Annotated in this window: 15 protein-coding genes; 12 read left to right on the top strand and 3 right to left on the bottom strand. The window is 40.4% G+C overall.

What is annotated here, in order from left to right:
* Position 1: 1 nt before the first annotated feature.
* From gp17 to BUC01_RS08915, 12 genes are all read left to right on the top strand, one after another.
* Positions 2-397, top strand: coding sequence for a tail completion protein gp17 (gene gp17 / locus BUC01_RS08970; protein WP_025833587.1), 396 nt, complete (start codon positions 2-4; stop codon positions 395-397).
* Positions 398-408: 11 nt separating this feature from the next.
* The gene (locus BUC01_RS08965; protein WP_025833585.1) at positions 409-894 is read left to right on the top strand and encodes a phage tail tube protein; all 486 of its coding nucleotides are present in this window, start codon (positions 409-411) and stop codon (positions 892-894) included.
* A 53-nt stretch (positions 895-947) separates the two neighbouring features.
* Positions 948-1262, top strand: a complete 315-nt coding sequence (locus BUC01_RS08960; RefSeq protein WP_025833583.1) for a hypothetical protein — start codon at positions 948-950, stop codon at positions 1260-1262.
* A gap of 68 nt (positions 1263-1330) precedes the next feature.
* Positions 1331-1576, top strand: coding sequence for a hypothetical protein (locus BUC01_RS08955; protein ID WP_025833582.1), 246 nt, complete (start codon positions 1331-1333; stop codon positions 1574-1576).
* A 4-nt stretch (positions 1577-1580) separates the two neighbouring features.
* Positions 1581-3899: a hypothetical protein gene (locus BUC01_RS08950; protein WP_025833581.1), complete on the top strand. Its 2319-nt coding sequence runs from the start codon at positions 1581-1583 to the stop codon at positions 3897-3899.
* Entirely contained in the window at positions 3896-5950 is a 2055-nt protein-coding gene (locus BUC01_RS08945) for a hypothetical protein (RefSeq protein WP_025833580.1), read from the top strand. The genes BUC01_RS08950 and BUC01_RS08945 overlap by 4 nt, the downstream gene beginning before the upstream one ends.
* Positions 5947-12681: a carbohydrate binding domain-containing protein gene (locus tag BUC01_RS08940; RefSeq protein ID WP_073313444.1), complete on the top strand. Its 6735-nt coding sequence runs from the start codon at positions 5947-5949 to the stop codon at positions 12679-12681. Before BUC01_RS08945 ends, BUC01_RS08940 begins: the two co-directional genes overlap by 4 nt.
* A 16-nt stretch (positions 12682-12697) precedes the next feature.
* Positions 12698-12970, top strand: coding sequence for a hypothetical protein (locus BUC01_RS08935; protein ID WP_025833572.1), 273 nt, complete (start codon positions 12698-12700; stop codon positions 12968-12970).
* A 6-nt stretch (positions 12971-12976) separates the two neighbouring features.
* Positions 12977-13198, top strand: a complete 222-nt coding sequence (locus tag BUC01_RS08930; RefSeq protein WP_025833570.1) for a hypothetical protein — start codon at positions 12977-12979, stop codon at positions 13196-13198.
* Between the two features lie 3 nt (positions 13199-13201).
* Positions 13202-13660 (top strand): phage holin family protein, encoded by a 459-nt coding sequence (locus BUC01_RS08925; RefSeq protein WP_073313441.1) that lies wholly within the window; start codon positions 13202-13204, stop codon positions 13658-13660.
* Between the two features lie 10 nt (positions 13661-13670).
* Complete coding sequence (locus BUC01_RS08920) at positions 13671-14069, top strand: D-Ala-D-Ala carboxypeptidase family metallohydrolase (protein ID WP_025833569.1); 399 nt, start codon at positions 13671-13673, stop codon at positions 14067-14069.
* Positions 14066-14521, top strand: a complete 456-nt coding sequence (locus tag BUC01_RS08915; RefSeq protein ID WP_025833567.1) for a DUF6808 domain-containing protein — start codon at positions 14066-14068, stop codon at positions 14519-14521. The genes BUC01_RS08920 and BUC01_RS08915 overlap by 4 nt, the downstream gene beginning before the upstream one ends.
* A gap of 132 nt (positions 14522-14653) precedes the next feature.
* Here BUC01_RS08915 and BUC01_RS08910 read toward each other — a convergent pair whose 3' ends face one another.
* The 3 genes from BUC01_RS08910 to BUC01_RS08900 all read right to left on the bottom strand — a co-directional run bounded on the left by BUC01_RS08910 (position 14654) and on the right by BUC01_RS08900 (position 16650).
* Entirely contained in the window at positions 14654-15073 is a 420-nt protein-coding gene (locus tag BUC01_RS08910) for a DUF5053 domain-containing protein (protein ID WP_025833565.1), read from the bottom strand.
* Positions 15074-15116: 43 nt separating this feature from the next.
* On the bottom strand, positions 15117-15311 hold the full coding sequence (locus BUC01_RS08905; RefSeq protein WP_025833563.1) for a hypothetical protein: 195 nt from the start codon (positions 15309-15311) through the stop codon (positions 15117-15119).
* 97 nt (positions 15312-15408) lie between these two features.
* Positions 15409-16650, bottom strand: a complete 1242-nt coding sequence (locus BUC01_RS08900; protein ID WP_025833561.1) for a phage integrase SAM-like domain-containing protein — start codon at positions 16648-16650, stop codon at positions 15409-15411.
* Positions 16651-16921: the final 271 nt, after the last annotated feature.

Raw genomic sequence — 16921 nt, 5'->3', positions numbered from 1 at the left:
AATGAGCTTATCTATCGGTGCACATATATACGAAAAATTAGCGTCGTCTGCAAGCCTCAAAGAGCTTGTAGAAGATAAAATATTCCCGTTGTCAACGGTGCAGGAAACTACTTTTCCGTTCATTCTGTATAAAAGAAACTCTCTCGTTCCTAATGTAACGAAAGATAGGTATGCTACAGGTGACAATGTGGAGGTTGAGATAGTTGTAGCAGATAATAAATATCTGCGGTCTGTTGCTATAGCGGAGGAAGTACGCTCTTTGATTGAGCGAAAAACAGGCGAATATAAAATGTTCTCTGTTGTTGATGCAGTATTGATTTCTACCGATGAATCATTTGCGGAAGATACATTTATTCAGCGACTTACATTCTCATTTGAGACTGAACCAAACATTTAAAATTAAATTATATGTCAGCAAAACAAGTATTAGGAAAAGATTTGATGTTGTTCATTGGCGGGAAAGCAATCGCGCTTGCAACATCGTGTAAATTAGGACTATCGGCTGAAACGATTGACACACAAAGCAAAGATAGTGGAATGTGGAACGAAAAGAGTATAAAGAAACTTGCTTGGAACTGTTCTAGCGATAACTGTTTCAGTGCAGATGAGGACATTAACGGTTATGATAAATTGTTTGCCTTGTTTGTTGCGGCTGAACCTGTTGAAATAGCTTTCGGTATACCGAAGAACAAAGGAAATGAAATGCCTGCCGCTGGTTGGACTTTACCCGCAAAGCCATACAAAGGTAAGGCTGTTATCACATCTTTGGAACTGAATGCACCTGACGGAGATAAGGCAACTTTTTCCGTATCGCTTGATGGTACTGGTGCACTTGCGCCCGCGGCTGAACCTGCGCCTGCGTCTAGTGGGGCAGGTGAGAATAAATCTAAGTAACCTTATTATTGCTAATTGGGGCGGTGAAAGCCGCCCTTTCTAATTTATCATGTATGAAAAAGATTATTATTAAAAACGTAGAATACATTTTAAAGAATATCCTAAAGAACTTCTTTGTTTATGAGGAGATTACAGGCAAACCGTTTGTCTTCGGTAAATTGATAGATGAGTATGTATTGTTTTACAGTACATTAATTGCCAATAATGAAACTTTCTTTATGCCGTTTTCGGAGTTTATAGACCTTTGCGATACAGACCCAAGTTTATTTAATGTTTATAAATCGTTCGTCGTTGACGAACTGACCTTACAGCAGCAAACCGCCGAAGCTAACAATAAAAAAGGCTCAAAAAAAAAGAAAATCCGGTAAGCGTACATGAGTTATACGAGCGTGTAGTAGGTGAGGGCGGTATATCTCCCGAATACTTTTTGTATAAAATGACATTCGGAGAGATAGAAACATTTCTTGCTGGCTTCTATCGCCGTAATCGTGAGACGTGGGAGCAAACGCGCATACTTGGTTATATAATAGCGCAGGCAAATAGCACGAAGAAACTGAAACAGACTGATATAATCCGTTTCCCGTGGGACAGCGAAGATATAGAAATTAAAGATACAAGCGTTTCAGATGAAGATATGAAACGCCTGCGTGAGATGGCAAAACAAATAGAAAAAACTCTTTAGGAAAATGGCTGATATAATTACTCGTTTACTTTTAGATACCAAAAACTTTGACGCTAAATTAGACCGCTCAAAGTCTAGCGTGAATAGTTTTCAAGGCGGTATTAGCAACATGGCGAAAACTGCCGGGGCTGGCGTACTTAAATTTGCTGGTACTTTAGGTATAGCTATGGGAGCAGGTGAGGCATTTAATAGAGTTCTGAATAGTAGTCAGACGTTAGGGGATATGACGGCTAGTAATATGGCTGCTTTAAAAACTTCTGTAGATGAATTTTTCTATTCTTTAGGAACTGGCACTTTTGATAATTTTTTGTCTGGGCTGGGAAGCGTTATAGACAAGGCAAAAGAAGCATATAGCGCTATTGACCAATTAGGAAATACGCAAATAAGCTACGGTGTGTATTCTGCCAAAAATCAATCAGAAATAGCAGACGCACAATATATAGCTAAAAATAAGTTCGCTAGCGTGGATGAAAGAAGTGTTGCTTTTGATAAATGGCGAATGGCATTAGAAAATCAACAAAATAATAATCAGACTCTGCAAAAACAATTAATAGAAGCTGCAAGTAAAGCTGTAGAATCTAGGACTGGTGCTAACATTCAAATCACATTAGAAGACTTGCTTAATTCCTTTGAAGTTGACTTGTTAAACCCAGAAAGTAGGACGATTGTTAAGGAGCGTGCTATGAGAGGAACTAATAATTATACTGCTTGGAGTAAGGCACATAAGGATGACAAGGAAGGTATAGACCAACTGGCACAAGTACAAAAACAGAATATTATTACTCACACAATGCTTGAAAAATATAGTGATGATGAGTTAAAAGATATAGCTGCTAAAATAACCCAATATTACCAATTAAATTCTGCATTAAAATCCACAGCTAGAGAATATAACGAAACTGCTAACGAATTTAATAATGCAAACAAGGCAGTTAAAGGCTTTACGGCTGTAGCCAGTTTGGAAGGATATAAAGTGTATAGCGGTTCGTCTACGCCTACCGGAACAAAGCCTACGCCGTCACCTGCTGGCTCTGCTGGTTTTTTGAACGAACAGATAGCAGCTAAGAACAAAGAATTATTAAACGCTACAACCGTGCAAGCGCGTGCAGAAATACAGAAAACAATTAGTGAGCTTGAAGCGCGGAAGATAAATTTAAATATTGCAACAGAGAAAGAAATATTTAGGGATAAGTACGGGGAAAATAAATTGGATGCGACCAAAGCGCAAAAACAGTTCTCGGAGTATATTAATGTAGACAAGGAAATTTCGGCTAAAAGTAAGGAACTGACAAACGCAACTACTGAGCAAGCGCGTGTTGCTGTACAGAAAACAATTAGTGAGCTTGAAGAAAAGAAAATCAAGTTAAAAGTTTCGATAGAAAAGGAGATTCAGACAAATAGCGTAGATTCCAAAACGAAAAAGGATTTTTCCGAATATGTTTCCGTAGAGGAAGATATTTTAAAGCAGAATACATTATTAATAAATACTACGACGGAACAAGCACGTATTGCCGTACAAAATACTATTGATGAACTTGAAGCGAAGAAAGTTCAGATTACTGCAAATGTTAGTGTGAAATCTGATATGTCGTCAGAAATGGCGGGTGTACTGAATAATGGCAGTATAGACAGGAAGGGAAAGCAGATAACTAAGGGTTCTAATGCTACTGATATAAGTGGTATCAAACTTCCTAAGTACGAACCCATCTTTAAAAAGGAAGATGTAGACTTGAATAATGATTTCGCTGACTCTCTTTCTGGAATTGGTGATATGATGGGTAGTTTATCTAGTCTGTTTGATGAAAATACAGCTTCTGCTTTGCAATGGGGCAGTACACTTTTGATGGCTATTGCGCAGGCTACCCCGGCTATTCTTGGAATGATGGGGGTGAAGGAACAAGATACAGCTACTACAAATAAGAATACAACTGCTGAGGTTGTTAATGCAGGTGCTAAGGTTATGTCGGCGCATTCAAGCATTCCATTTGTTGGAATTGCATTAGGTTTAGCTGGGGTTGCCGCTATTATTGCTGCTATGTCAAGTATGCCACATTTCGCAACAGGCGGTATCGTTCCCGGCACGTCGTTTGCGGGTGATAAAGTTCCGGCTTTATTGAATAGTGGTGAAATGATTTTGAACGGGTCACAACAGGGCAATTTGTTCAAAATATTAAATAGTGGCATGTATGACTCATTGTCTCGGACTATTTCACCATTACCCGAAAATAGCGAAATACGGTTATCTAGCAACATTACAGTAAGGGGAGATACTTTGTATTTAGCATTAAATAATTACATGAAACGGACAGGGAAAAAACTATGAGCTACGAAACTATCTATATAATACCTTTCACGTCGATAGACGGGCATAGATATGAGATTGAAATACAAAAAGATGGTTATACCGGAGATGTTATTTCTTTAACTGCATCCGGTGACGAACCTTTCACCGTTTCTATTGATGATGAAAGGTTTGTATATACACCTACACGCTTATCAACTGCTACGATAAGAATAGCGGGTAACGACTATTTGCAACAACTTTTTTCGGTTAATTATCAGCAATACCGTGTTACTTTATTGTGTGATGGCGTTCCGGTTTGGTGTGGCTTTACCAAACCGGAGCTATACACGCAAGATTATGCGTCAGAAATATTTGTGCTTGAAGTAGAATGTATTTCGGCTATGTCGGTGCTGGAATTTATAGACTACACAATTGAAGGGAAAGATAAAGAATTTGTTTCTATCTGGCATTTATTACAGCGGTGTATTTCTACGGCTTCCGGACGGTACAATTCTGTTTATATTCCGCATGTTTACGCGTCTAATAAAGAGGCTTATTCTACCTCTGAAAACATCCTTTCCGAAATGACACTAAGTGAACAGAACTTCTTTGATGAAGATGATAAGCCAATGAAATTGAAAGAAGTATTAGAAGAAATCTGTAAGTTTCTTAACTGGACATGTGTAGACTGGAAAGGTGACCTTTACTTTGTTGATATAGACCATTCGGGTGTCTATTATAAATATGATGTAATGCTGGAAACAAAAACCGAGGTTAGCGTAAATACATTGTTAGTTCAAAATATAGGTTTTGCAGGTTCTGAACATTCCTTGGATATTCTTCCGGGTTATAATAAAGTGACAGTGAAATGCAGTAACTACCCGGTAGGACAAATATTCCCGGATGAAGATTTGAACAAACTGAAACTGTATACCTCGCAAGATAAACAATCTGGGGATAAAGTGACAGCTAAAAGATTCTATTATCCAAATGTTTATCACTTGTATCACTATAATCCGAAAGGAAGTCCCCTTTCAGAAGAAGATTTTGAGACATATAAAAATAATCCAGATTCTTTAATGGGTTGCATGGTGATAAAACGGTGCGAATATAAAATTGTTGATGGAGAGCCGGACATATCTAATTATAACTGGGAGAATTTATTGCAAGTTCGTAGGGGAACTAAAAGAAGTGATGGCAACTACACTTGGCTTTCTCGCGTGCCAATATTATCCTTTGAAAGACAATTACCTGTAGCGGCTTATTTAGATGGTGCTGTGGCGATTAGTTGTTCTGTACAAGTTACTCAGAATGATGATTTATCTACGGATGATAAAAAAAGAAATGGTTATGTGCGGGCATTATGCGAATTTTCGATAGGTGACTACTATTATAATGGAAGTAGCTTTGTAAACAACTCTGCAATAGAACGTTTTGAGGTGAAATTTCCATTGTCTGACATGGCGGGAAGTGGCTTTGCATCTATTGAAAATACGAAAAAGTTATCCCAACCTTATGACGGGTTAACAGGGTATGTAATAGAACTACCTAAAGGGAAACCTTTGACCGGAGACGTGAAATTTAAAATGTTTCCGTTGCAACCACAACCGGGAAATTATACAGAGTCTTTTGCAGGTGTCGGGTACTACATCAAAGACTTAAAGATGGAATATAAGCGTAGAAATGATTTAGACGATTTATCGGATAATTCAGACCGTACCTATGAAAACGTCTTGAATGAAAGTTACATTAATGAATTGGACGAAATAGAGTTTAAGATATCATCATACAATAATGATGGTACATGTTACAGTAAGGTTATGTTAGGTAATGATTATTTGAAAGACAATCTGTATAACTGTATTCTTGATAAAAATATACGCCCGGAAGAACTATTAATAACGCGGTGTATCAATCAATATAAAGCAACCAAAATAGGATTAACGCAGATAATAAAGAATGTAAATGATATAACACCATTGACGCGCTTAACAGATAGATTTATGGCTGGTAAAGTGTTTGTTATCGCTGGTGGTGATATTGATTATTACGCAAACAGTTTTAGATGTAAAATGATAGAGTTGCAATGATTGAGATAAAAACAAAAACAATGCCTGCGACGCCCCGGTCAAAAAAATATCCGGTTGGGGCTTCTGTTCTTCATACAAGTGGCGGCACTACTATAATGCAAGGTGGTGGCAGTGGTGAAAGTGTTGATATCGTTAAAAGAGATGATATTCGGTCTTTTACAGACGCTAATGTTTTGTCTGCGCTTCGTGCGTTGGCTGAATTTATTAGCAAGAAAGATGATAGTGATATTACGGCTATTGTAAATTATCTCAATGGCTTAAAAATCAAAGGAAATCACGTAAACCGCTTGCTGTTGAAAGATACAGAGGCGGATGTAGTATCTGACACTGATGTTATGTCTGCATTGCGGGTATTATCGGAAATAGCGGCGAACAATGAAGATTTAAAAGGGAAGTTTCTTTCAAAGCTTAACCCGGACGAAACGAAGCATCTATTAAGGCTGTTAGGTGGTTTATACGTAGAGAACGGAATACATACCGATACTTTAGAGGCATCCGGTAATATTTCCGCTCAGAATATTTCCGCTACAGAAACTATTTCGGGTCAAGATATTACGGCTTCTGAAAACATAACCGGGAAAAATGTATCTGCCACTGAATCAGTATCGGGTCAAAGTATTTCCGCTACAGAAACCATTTCGGGTAAAAACATTACGGCTTCTGAAACCGTGTCTACTCAGAATGTAGATGCTACGGGTACGGTGTCGGCAAATATGATAGATGCTACTGAAACTATATCTGGTAAGAACGTATTGGCTTCTGAAAGTGTAGCGGGTGAAAATATCACAGCTTCTAATACTGCATCCGGCAAGAATGTTACCGCGAAAGAAACCATATCCGGCAAAAACGCTACGATTTCGCAGAAAACGACTACACTAAACTTGCTTGTACAGGCTTTAGCTAACGTGTATGACTTAAATGTTTCTCATGTTGCTACTCTTTTCCAAACAGTTATTAAAGACTATATCAGTTCTGAACTGTACACTCCTGGACTGACAGGCAGCGGTATGAAATTGTATAAGGCTGTGTCGGGTGACTGGAACTTAGAACTGGATAATTTGACGGTTCGTAAGGCTATGACTATCTTTGAACTTATCATCTCAAAGATACGCGCTGTTAATGGTGGGCTGGTAGTGTCTCCTGCGAACGGAAAGGTTAAGTCTGTTCTTCTCACAAATGATATTTACCGTCTTGAAATAGAGGGCGACATGATGTTTGTTGCTGATGACCTTGTACGTTGCCAAACGTTTGCAAAGACTGGAACTAAATATTATTGGGTGCGCATAACTTCTGTGTCCGGTCAATACATTTTCATAAACAAAACAGAGTTTACTTCATCCGTCCCGGCTGTCGGCGATGACCTTGTACAGTTCGGTAACAAAACGAATGCTGCACGTCAGGGCGTTTTGTATCTGACCGCTTCCGAAGATGGTAAGCCGCGTTTTTCGGTGTTGAATGGCGTTAACTCCACTGACTTAACAGGCAAAATAAAGGTTATTCTCGGTTGTCTTGATGGAATTACCGACACTGCGTTTTCTGCCGATTCTCAACCGTTCGGTTATGGCTTGTATAGCGCGAATGTTTTTTTGAAAGGCATTTTTGTATTACGCAATGGAAAAACCTTTGAGGATGAATTGAACGGGCAAATAACAGCCGTGCAGACGGCGTTTGAAATCCGTGAGGGTGTTATTAGTTCAAAGGTAACAGAAGCTACTACCGCGGCAACGAATGCCAAAAAGAGCGAAACATCTGCGTCTACCTCTGCCAGTACTGCAACAACTAAAGCCACTGCCGCCGCTTCTTCCGCTACGAGTGCATCAACATCTGCAACTACCGCAACGACGAAAGCGAATGCGGCGGCTTCATCTGCTACTGCTGCATCCGGTAGCGCAACGACCGCAGGGCAAAAGGCTACCGCCGCCGCTAACTCTGCGACTGCTGCGGCTGGCTCGGCTACTGCTGCACAAAAAGCCGCTGAAAGTGCTGAAACCGTACTGGAAGAAGTGACTACCAAAGAAAGTAGCATAACTCAGACAGCCGGGCAAATTGCTACGAAAGTGACGGAAGTAAACAAGAAAGTGACGGAGGCAACAACTGCGGCAACTACCGCCACGACGAAAGCTACCGCCGCCGCCACGTCTGCCACCAATGCAAAAACAAGTGAAACTAATGCGGGAACAAAAGCAACCGCCGCCGCTAACTCTGCAACAACAGCCGGGACTAAAGCCACTGCCGCGGCTAATAGTGCTACTGCTGCTGCCGGGTCTGCTACAAATGCAAAAAGTTCTGCTGATAGTGCTGCTGCCAAGTTGACTACCATAACAGAGAAAGAAAGTAGTATTAATCAAACAGCCTCACAGATTTCGACAAAAGTAACGGAAGTAACTAAAAAGGCTACAGAGGCGGCAACGTCAGCATCTAACGCCGCGTCTTCTGCTACTTCCGCGTCGGGTTCAGCATCAACTGCAACTACAAAGGCTACCGCTGCTGCTGGCTCTGCCGCTGCCGCTGCAACTTCTGCTACAAACGCCAAAAGTTCAGCCGATACCGCCGCCGCTAAGCTGACTACAATCACTCAGAAAGAAAGTAGTATCAATCAAACAGCTAGTAGTATTACTACTAAAGTTACGGAAGTCAATACTAAAGCCTCGCAGGCGGCAACTTCTGCCACTAATGCCGCTAACTCAGCTAGTACAGCTGGAACAAAAGCTACTGCTGCCGCTAATAGTGCTGAGTTGGCATTAGCGATGTCTAAAGGTAAGATGATTTATCGCGACCCGTCGTTTAAATCCGGTTTGAATAGCTGTTCCGTTTATAATAATTCCGGCAACGGCAATGTAACCGTTACCCGTGTCTCCGGTATTGCTGGTAATCCCAACAGTTCGGGTTATTGTCTTAAAGTGAAGACAACCGGAACAGCCTCACCCGAACGGGGTGGCTTTTATTGGGGAGCAACAGCGAAAGCCAACCGGGTGTTAATCGTTCGTCTTATTGCTAATATTCCAACCGGATATACCTTAAAGTTTGCAACAAATGCTCTTGGTACAGGGGCTTCTCATAAGTGGCTTACTGCCTATGTCGGTACTGGCAAATGGGAAGAATACGCCTATAAAATAGTATGTGGTGCATCCGGTACATTCTCTAGTACAGGTTTCTTTTATCTTTCGGGAGGTAGTGCCCCGACCACTGCCGCGCCTTTAGAATGGCATATCTGTTATGCTACGATGTTTGACGTAACCGATGCTGAGATAGACTATATATCTGATGCCGCCGCGAAATACACAACAAAAACAGAGCATACAAGTAGTATCACGCAGTTAAGCAATAGTATAGAACTGAAAGTTGCCAAGACTGATTTTAACGCATTGGGTACGCGTGTTTCTTCGGCTGAAACGACTATTAAGCAACACACCGATTCGATAGCTCTAAAAGCCGCTAAAACCGATGTTACTGCGCTTGGTACGCGTATGACAGCCGCCGAAGCTAAGATAACGCCGGATGCTATTAAACTTACTGTAAAGAGCCAGACGGAAACTATTGCTGCTAATGCAAAACAAGCGGCTATTACAGACGCGGCAGGTAAATACACAACAAAAACAGAGCATTCCAGTAGTATAACCCAACTAAACAACAGTATTGCGTTAAAGGTGGCTAAGACTGATTTTAATGCACTTGGTACACGTGTAGGCTCTGCCGAAACAACGATAAAGCAGCATACCGACCAAATAGCATTAAAGGCGGCAAAGACTGATGTAACGGCATTAGGAACAAGGGTTTCAGCAGCGGAGGCTAAGATAACGCCGGACGCTATTAAATTAACTGTTAAGTCTCAGACTGATACTATCGCCGCCAATGCTGCAAGCAATGCTGTGAACGGCATAAAAATAGGTGGAAAGAACCTCATACGCTACGTAACCGATACTGGTGCTAAATACTTTACCGGTTCTGGTGCTACGGTAACGGTTACAAATGGTATTGTTCGCGGAGTTAGTGCATGTTCAACTGCCGGATGGCCGCGCATTTTTAATTCATCGGTACGGAATATAGTTTTTGAATTGAACACCCCTTATACAGTTTCGTTTTGGGTACGCTCTAACATAGCGTGTACTCGTTCTTTTGGTATAGCAGAGAGCGGAGGAACTAAAGCTATATTTACCAAAGGTACTGCCATTACAACCGCGTGGACTCATGTAATTTATACATTTACTCCTGCGATTCAAGTAGGTACGGCTCATTTCTTTTATATCTACACAGGTAGCACTAGCCCGAATACAGATACAACGAATTGGGTTGAAATAAAAGAGGTAAAGTTAGAGAAAGGCAATAAAGCAACAGATTGGACGCCTGCACCGGAAGACGTTGACGCCCGTATAACAAGCGTGCAGACTGCGTTTGAAATCCGTGAGGGGCAAATAAGCTCTAAAGTAACAGAAGCTACTACCGCGGCAACGAATGCCAAAAAGAGCGAAACATCTGCGTCCACCTCTGCCAGTACTGCAACAACTAAAGCCACTGCCGCCGCTTCTTCCGCTACGAGTGCATCCGGTTCTGCATCAACCGCAACGACGAAGGCAAATGCGGCGGCTTCATCTGCTACTGCTGCCGCCACTTCTGCAACAAATGCTAAGAGTTCTGCCGACAGTGCAGCGGCAAAGTTAACTACGATTACTCAAAAGGAGAGTAGTATTAATCAGACAGCCTCGCAAATTTCTACTAAAGTAACGGAGATTACAACGAAAGCAACGCAAGCCGCCACGTCTGCCGCCAATGCAAAAACAAGTGAAACGAATGCCGGAACAAAAGCAACCGCCGCCGCCAACTCTGCTACAACCGCCGGGACTAAAGCCACTGCTGCCGCTAATAGTGCTACTGCTGCCGCCACTTCTGCAACGAATGCAGCGGCTTCGTTAACCTCTGTTACGACCAAACAGAGTGAAATAAATGCTACTGCCGCTCAGATTACTTTAAAGGTGACTGAGGTTACAACAAAGACAACGCAGGCTACTAATGCGGCTGAATTGGCTACTGCAATGTCTAAAGGTAAGATGTTATATCGCGACCCGACGTTTAAGGATGGAAAGTATAACGGTACAGCCGTTTATTTAGGTACTGGAGCAACTAGAAGCTATGTTGCAGTTACCGGGTGTCCTAACCCGGCGGTAAAAGCTATGAAAATCGTAGCTACACAATTTAACACCGCAACAGATAAACGTATAACTGGTTTCTATTTTGCTAATACTTCCCGTGCTAATGCTGTGTTTGTTGTGCGTATTATTGCTAATATTCCGACCGGGCGTAATTTGAATGTTTCCCACAATAGTTACGGAACAGGTGGGGCGACAAAATGGCTGACCTCAACGGCGGGGGCTGGTAAATGGACGGAGTACGCATGTAAAGTAACCTGCGGTGCATCCGGTACATTTAGCACTTTAAATTATTTTGCCTTAACTGGCGGTGCAGCCCCGACCGCCGCCGCGCCTGTTACTTGGTATGTGGCTTATGCTACGGTATTTGATGTAACCGATGTTGATGATACGCCATCACGCGAGGAAATTAAATCCGGAATGACAATAACAGCCGGAGGCATTTCTATTTTTGGGAAAGAGTTGTCATTGGCTGGTAAAGTAACCTTTTCTTCTTTGGATAGTGCTGCACAAAGTACTATTAACGGCAAGGCAACCCCGGCGCAAGTAGCTACAGCAAAAAGCGAGGCTATTAGTACGGCTGCAACTGATGCAACAACGAAGGCTAATAATGCAAAGAGTGCGGCAATATCCACGGCTGCTACCGATGCAACAACAAAGGCAAACAATGCAAAAAGTGCAGCTATTTCAACTGCGGCAACTGATGCAACGACTAAAGCCAATAACGCAAAAACTGCTGCAATCTCAACTGCGGCGACAGATGCAACAACAAAAGCAAACAATGCATTAACTAATGCTCGTAATGATGTAGCGGTCAAACTTGGATATACAAGTTATACCGACATGGTAAATAAAGCCACTGCAAAACAAACTATTATCGACGGTGGATTTATCCGCACAAGTCTTATTAAAGCTGATGATATCGTAACTTCAACTTTATTAGCTACCAAAATTGCAGCTACTGAGATAACAACAGGAAAACTGACTGTAACGACGGGTGCTAAAATTGGCGGTTGGAATGTAGAAGGTAATTCGCTTGCAATTCGGGATGAGTCGGAAGCTAAAATTCTTGTAGAACCTTCCGGTTATCGATTTTTAAGAATTAATGATACCAAAGGGACGCTAATGTCAATCCGTGCAGATGGAGTAACAGGTATTGGCATTTATACCCAAAATAAATCTGGTACATGCTTGAGCATGATAGCTCAAACAGGAGGAACAGCTGTTGAAAGTTATGGTAGCCACACGTTTGGACAACGTGCTGGCGAAACATGGAATGCTCCGGGTGTATTATGGGCGGGCAGAATCGTTTCCAATGGAACTATAGAATCATATTGGGGAAATGGTTGTACGGTTTCCAGCCGTAGAACGGGGGTAGGAAAATATACTATAACTCACGAACTTAAGCATATGCAATATTATGTTATGATTACCGGGACACCGTGGTCAACTGATGGTGAACGGTGGGTCGTTGGGATGATTGAAAATAGATATGATTCTTATTTTAGTGTGAGAATATTAGACACAGGGCGAGGATATGTAGACGCAGCTTTTGAAGTCGCTATCATTGGACGCAATAAATTTTAATTTTAAAAATATAATTATGAAGATTGATTTTAGAAAAATTCAAGTGCAAGACATTGAGGGGAATAATAGTACCCTTGATGTCAGCAAAGAGCTAGGTAATGCCATCTATGGTAAGACTGCCGATATTGGCGAACTGGAATTAGCGCGTGATATCTACAAAAACGGTGAGGTTGATGTAGATGCCGCAAACGCTGCTATTATTGGAAAGTATGTGCGTGAGGGGTTTCTCGCATTTGTGCAGGAAGCCGTTTGCCCGTTGCTGGAAAACATTATTAACCCTAAAAAATAAGAGATTATGAAATTGGTAAAAATGAATGAGAGCGTAAATCGTAGTTTTAGTGGCAAAACTGCGACTGAAGAAGTCACTAGCGTAGGCTATGATATCACTGAAAACGATTCGGTCGTAGGTTCTGCAAATATTTCGCAGGGCGGTTATCTTGCTGTTAATGTACAGATGCCGGGGACTATGGACGAAATAAAAGCGAAAGTAGAATCTTTTTTCTCTGTAAAAGAATAGCGAATGTACTATCTGAAAAATCTATTAATAGGGCTGGCTACGTCTGTAGCCGCCTATCTTAACCCGATTAGTGGCGACATTAAAAGCCTTATTGCTCTGTTTGCAGTTAACTTCTTATTCGGCTTACTGGCTGGGTTGTTGGTTCATAACGAAAGTTTTAGCTTTAAAAAGGCGTTCCGGTGCATTCTTGAAGCGATGGCGTTCTTTGTGATGGTATGTGCTATCTATTACATAGGTGAGCAAAAAGGAAACCCGGAAGGTTCGCTGCAATGTGTTTCATTTGTGACTTATTCCGTGTTTTACTTCTATGGCGTGAACATTTTGCGAAACTGGAAACAACTCTGTACAAAAGGTAGTGCTACGTATAAGTGCGTGTCGTTTATCTATTATGTTGTTTCAGTCGAATTTATAAAGAATGTCCCGTTCCTAAATGACTATCAAAAAATAAAGATTAATCAATAAGCAAAGTAACATGAAATATTTCACGATTGCGGAACTGTGTCATAGTGACACTGCTAATAAATATCTGATTGATAACAGGTGTAAGAAAGAACATGTCGAAAATCTCACGGCATTAGTGAATAACGTTTTAGATCCACTTCGTGAGGCATACGGTAAGCCTATTACTGTTAATAGTGGCTTTCGTTGTCTGGCTCTCAATAAGAGGGTAAAAGGTGCGAGCAATAGCGACCATCTGCGCGGGATGGCGGCTGATATTTCCGGCGGAAATCAAAAGGAGAATAGACGCTTATTCTACCTTATTCAAGAACTTGGCTTGCCTTTTAAGCAACTAATCGACGAAAAAGGGTTCGCATGGGTACATGTCAGTTACGATGCAAACGACTTGAAAAAACAAATCTTAGCATTATGAAAAACGTTCTACCATACATTATAATAATCTGTCTTTCCTGTATCATCTTGTTTAGACCGGGTAATGGCTCACTTACAAGAGAGATTGTTTGTGATACGGTTTACTCAACTGACACAGTCTTTTGTCCTGTTCCAGTTGCGAGCAGCGAAAGAATTATAGATTCGGTGTCTTATCCTGTTTTCATCCCGATGCCGGGCGACACTGTGCATGATACCGTTTTTGTTTATATACCTATTTCACAGAAAGTATATAAAGATAGTCTTTATACGGCGTGGGTGTCTGGGTATCGGGCAAACTTGGATAGCATTAAAGTATATCAGAAGGCGCAAACTATCTTTATTCGGGACAAATTGAAGCGTAAGCGGTTAGGGGTAGGGGTGCAGTTAGGTTACGGTTATCCGTTCGGAATGTATGCGGGTATTGGTATTAGTTACAACCTTTTCCAATTTTAGTTGTTATATAACATGTAGAAGTAATACTTATTTTTGATAAGTTTGTGCCTCGGCTCGTAAGGGTCGAGGCTTTTTTGTCGATAAAAAACCCCGTAGCGGCTCAACTACGGGGCGGTGTCAATTTAAAACGCATTATGAAATGCGAATTGAGCCTAATTTCTTACTTAAATCATTTAAAGCGTGATTTAATTTTTCTTTTTCTTCTTTGGAAAATTCGCTAGGTCTGCCATTAACAATACATCCGTTGATTTTGTTGTTTAGCCATTGCTTAGATTTGCCAAAATAGTTTTTCGCTATATATGATAGAGAAATAAAGCCGCTTACGTCTGCAATTTGTTGGCGAACTGTTAGTTCATTTTTTACTTGGTCTAGCTCATTCCCTATTTCTTCGTAACATTGTAGCACGAAATCAGCTATTATATTCCCGTCTTCCTCTGATGGGTAAAGTGCGTTTATTTCATCTACTTTCTTCTGAAATTCCCCCATTTTATTGGGGTTATCAGATGTCATAATCCGTTTTAGAATCTCTAAATCTTTTTGCAAAGTACTCATATCTTTTTGTTTTTTAATTCTCCCCCGAAGGGGAGAACTGTTACTACTTTTTCTTTTCCAGCTTTTTTAAAGCTTCTTCAATCGTTGCAATGTCTTTTTCTAGCTGTCTTTTACGGTCGAGAACTGCATTCATTTTGCTTTCACTAATTTGTCGACTGCTATTGAAGATGTATTCCAGCATTTTCATTTCTGCCTTTTTCTTCATTAGTAAGTCGAGAAAGAACTCTTTTTCGTTCATAATGTATTCGTTTTAAATTGACTCTACAAAGATAATATACTTTTGTATATTATGCAAGTTTTTAAGTGATTATTTTTCTTTTATACCTTATTATATATTATATCACCATCATTTGCATTTGATTCCGTAGATTTATAAAGTCTTCAAAAATCTTTGGTTGTTTGGTGTATTCTATGACGCGTTTTATCGCTGCATCCGCTTGTGACTGCTTAACTTTCACATAAGAGTTAATAGTTATGTTTGTCTTAATAGAATGTCCTAGGCAATATTCTATAATTGGGTAGGGTATCGCAATTTCAGATGCAAACTGCGCAAATGTTTTACGAGCAGAGTAGAATGTGAGATTGCTTTTAATATTTAACTCTTTAGCCAACAGCTTTAGGCAGCTATTGATATAACAACACATGTTTGTATAGGTATAATTATAGCCTAAATCTAAACGTCCGTTTTTCCCTATATACTTATCTATAATATATCTTGCTTCTGGCTGAATGGTTATTCTGGTTATCCGGTCTTTTCTCTTATGTGCACCGCTTTTCTGTCTGATATAGTTTATTTCTTTTTGACTAAAGTCTATCTGTACGATATCGGCAAGGTTTGTACCACCTATATAAAAAGAGAGTAGAAACATATCTTTTGCAAGCGTTAATCTTTTGCTGTTGCCTGTATTGGCTTCTACTATCTTAATAAAGTCTACAATACTTATATCATAATCTTTGGGTTCAGAGGATGGTAGTTTGGTGTATGCAAACGGATGTTTTTCACATTTTATAAGTCCGTATTTTATAGCTTCGTTGACTCTTGCCTTAATATGACAGAGCCTTATTTGTCTATTTCCGTCGCTATAACCCTTACGTCTCATATAGGCGTCGAAGTGTTCAATAGTGATATGATTCATTATGACGAATGGAACTTCGCCCTCAGCAAGTAAGAAGATGCGCAATGTTTCTCTGTGCATTTTGGCATAGTTATCCCTTCCGTCTCTTTCAAATTCTGAAATCTTATTTCTAAAAAAATCCGTGAATGTAGTAGCATTTTGCGCAACTTTATCGACTTGTGTGATTATCTGTTTTAATTGCGTTGCGGTGTATGTGTCGTAGTTATCTACGTTTTTCACGCGTTCATTGTATTTCTTTAATTCAAAAGATAGTCTTTTGTTCATCATTGCAGCATCGTTACGAGCTACGATTTTATTTTCATACCATTGGCATAGGTCGGGTATTTCATACCCTGTTTTAATGTATGCCTTTTCTTTCTTTGCTGCAATACGCACAAAGATAGGGTACATTCCATTTGCAGTTTTTTTTGCTGCTAATACTGTTAATGATAATTTTGCCATAACTATTAAGTTTTGCGACACCCTTTTGGGACACCCTTTTTGCTTCATGGGTGAAAACAGCGTCGTTTTTTTGGGTCAGTCCGAAAACCCTGTGGGTATGTTATGTTAATAAGCGAAAGTGAATTATCTTTGCGGTTATATTTAAACAACAACAATCCAATGAATTCTAATCGCCCCCTACATAAGTTACTACGAGTCATCTTCCCCGAAGTTTTAATGGAGTATTTCGAGATCTCGGGTTGGCATGACGACTCTGTGAAAATCGAAGTTT

Origin of the sequence: Bacteroides stercorirosoris (assembly GCF_900142015.1) — a bacterium.
Classification (GTDB): domain Bacteria; phylum Bacteroidota; class Bacteroidia; order Bacteroidales; family Bacteroidaceae; genus Bacteroides; species Bacteroides stercorirosoris.
Note: the sequence above shows the minus strand (reverse complement) of the source record. Positions and strands in the feature narration are given on the sequence as shown.

Excerpts from the sequence above, each read along its gene's own strand:
- gp17 (WP_025833587.1), top strand. The coding sequence starts at position 2 with ATGAGCTTATCTATCGGTGCACATATATACGAAAAATTAGCGTCGTCT.
- BUC01_RS08965 (WP_025833585.1), top strand. The coding sequence starts at position 409 with ATGTCAGCAAAACAAGTATTAGGAAAAGATTTGATGTTGTTCATTGGC.
- BUC01_RS08960 (WP_025833583.1), top strand. The coding sequence starts at position 948 with ATGAAAAAGATTATTATTAAAAACGTAGAATACATTTTAAAGAATATC.
- BUC01_RS08955 (WP_025833582.1), top strand. The coding sequence starts at position 1,331 with ATGACATTCGGAGAGATAGAAACATTTCTTGCTGGCTTCTATCGCCGT.
- BUC01_RS08950 (WP_025833581.1), top strand. The coding sequence starts at position 1,581 with ATGGCTGATATAATTACTCGTTTACTTTTAGATACCAAAAACTTTGAC.
- BUC01_RS08945 (WP_025833580.1), top strand. The coding sequence starts at position 3,896 with ATGAGCTACGAAACTATCTATATAATACCTTTCACGTCGATAGACGGG.
- BUC01_RS08940 (WP_073313444.1), top strand. The coding sequence starts at position 5,947 with ATGATTGAGATAAAAACAAAAACAATGCCTGCGACGCCCCGGTCAAAA.
- BUC01_RS08935 (WP_025833572.1), top strand. The coding sequence starts at position 12,698 with ATGAAGATTGATTTTAGAAAAATTCAAGTGCAAGACATTGAGGGGAAT.
- BUC01_RS08930 (WP_025833570.1), top strand. The coding sequence starts at position 12,977 with ATGAAATTGGTAAAAATGAATGAGAGCGTAAATCGTAGTTTTAGTGGC.
- BUC01_RS08925 (WP_073313441.1), top strand. The coding sequence starts at position 13,202 with ATGTACTATCTGAAAAATCTATTAATAGGGCTGGCTACGTCTGTAGCC.
- BUC01_RS08920 (WP_025833569.1), top strand. The coding sequence starts at position 13,671 with ATGAAATATTTCACGATTGCGGAACTGTGTCATAGTGACACTGCTAAT.
- BUC01_RS08915 (WP_025833567.1), top strand. The coding sequence starts at position 14,066 with ATGAAAAACGTTCTACCATACATTATAATAATCTGTCTTTCCTGTATC.
- BUC01_RS08910 (WP_025833565.1), bottom strand. The coding sequence starts at position 15,073 with ATGAGTACTTTGCAAAAAGATTTAGAGATTCTAAAACGGATTATGACA.
- BUC01_RS08905 (WP_025833563.1), bottom strand. The coding sequence starts at position 15,311 with ATGAACGAAAAAGAGTTCTTTCTCGACTTACTAATGAAGAAAAAGGCA.
- BUC01_RS08900 (WP_025833561.1), bottom strand. The coding sequence starts at position 16,650 with ATGGCAAAATTATCATTAACAGTATTAGCAGCAAAAAAAACTGCAAAT.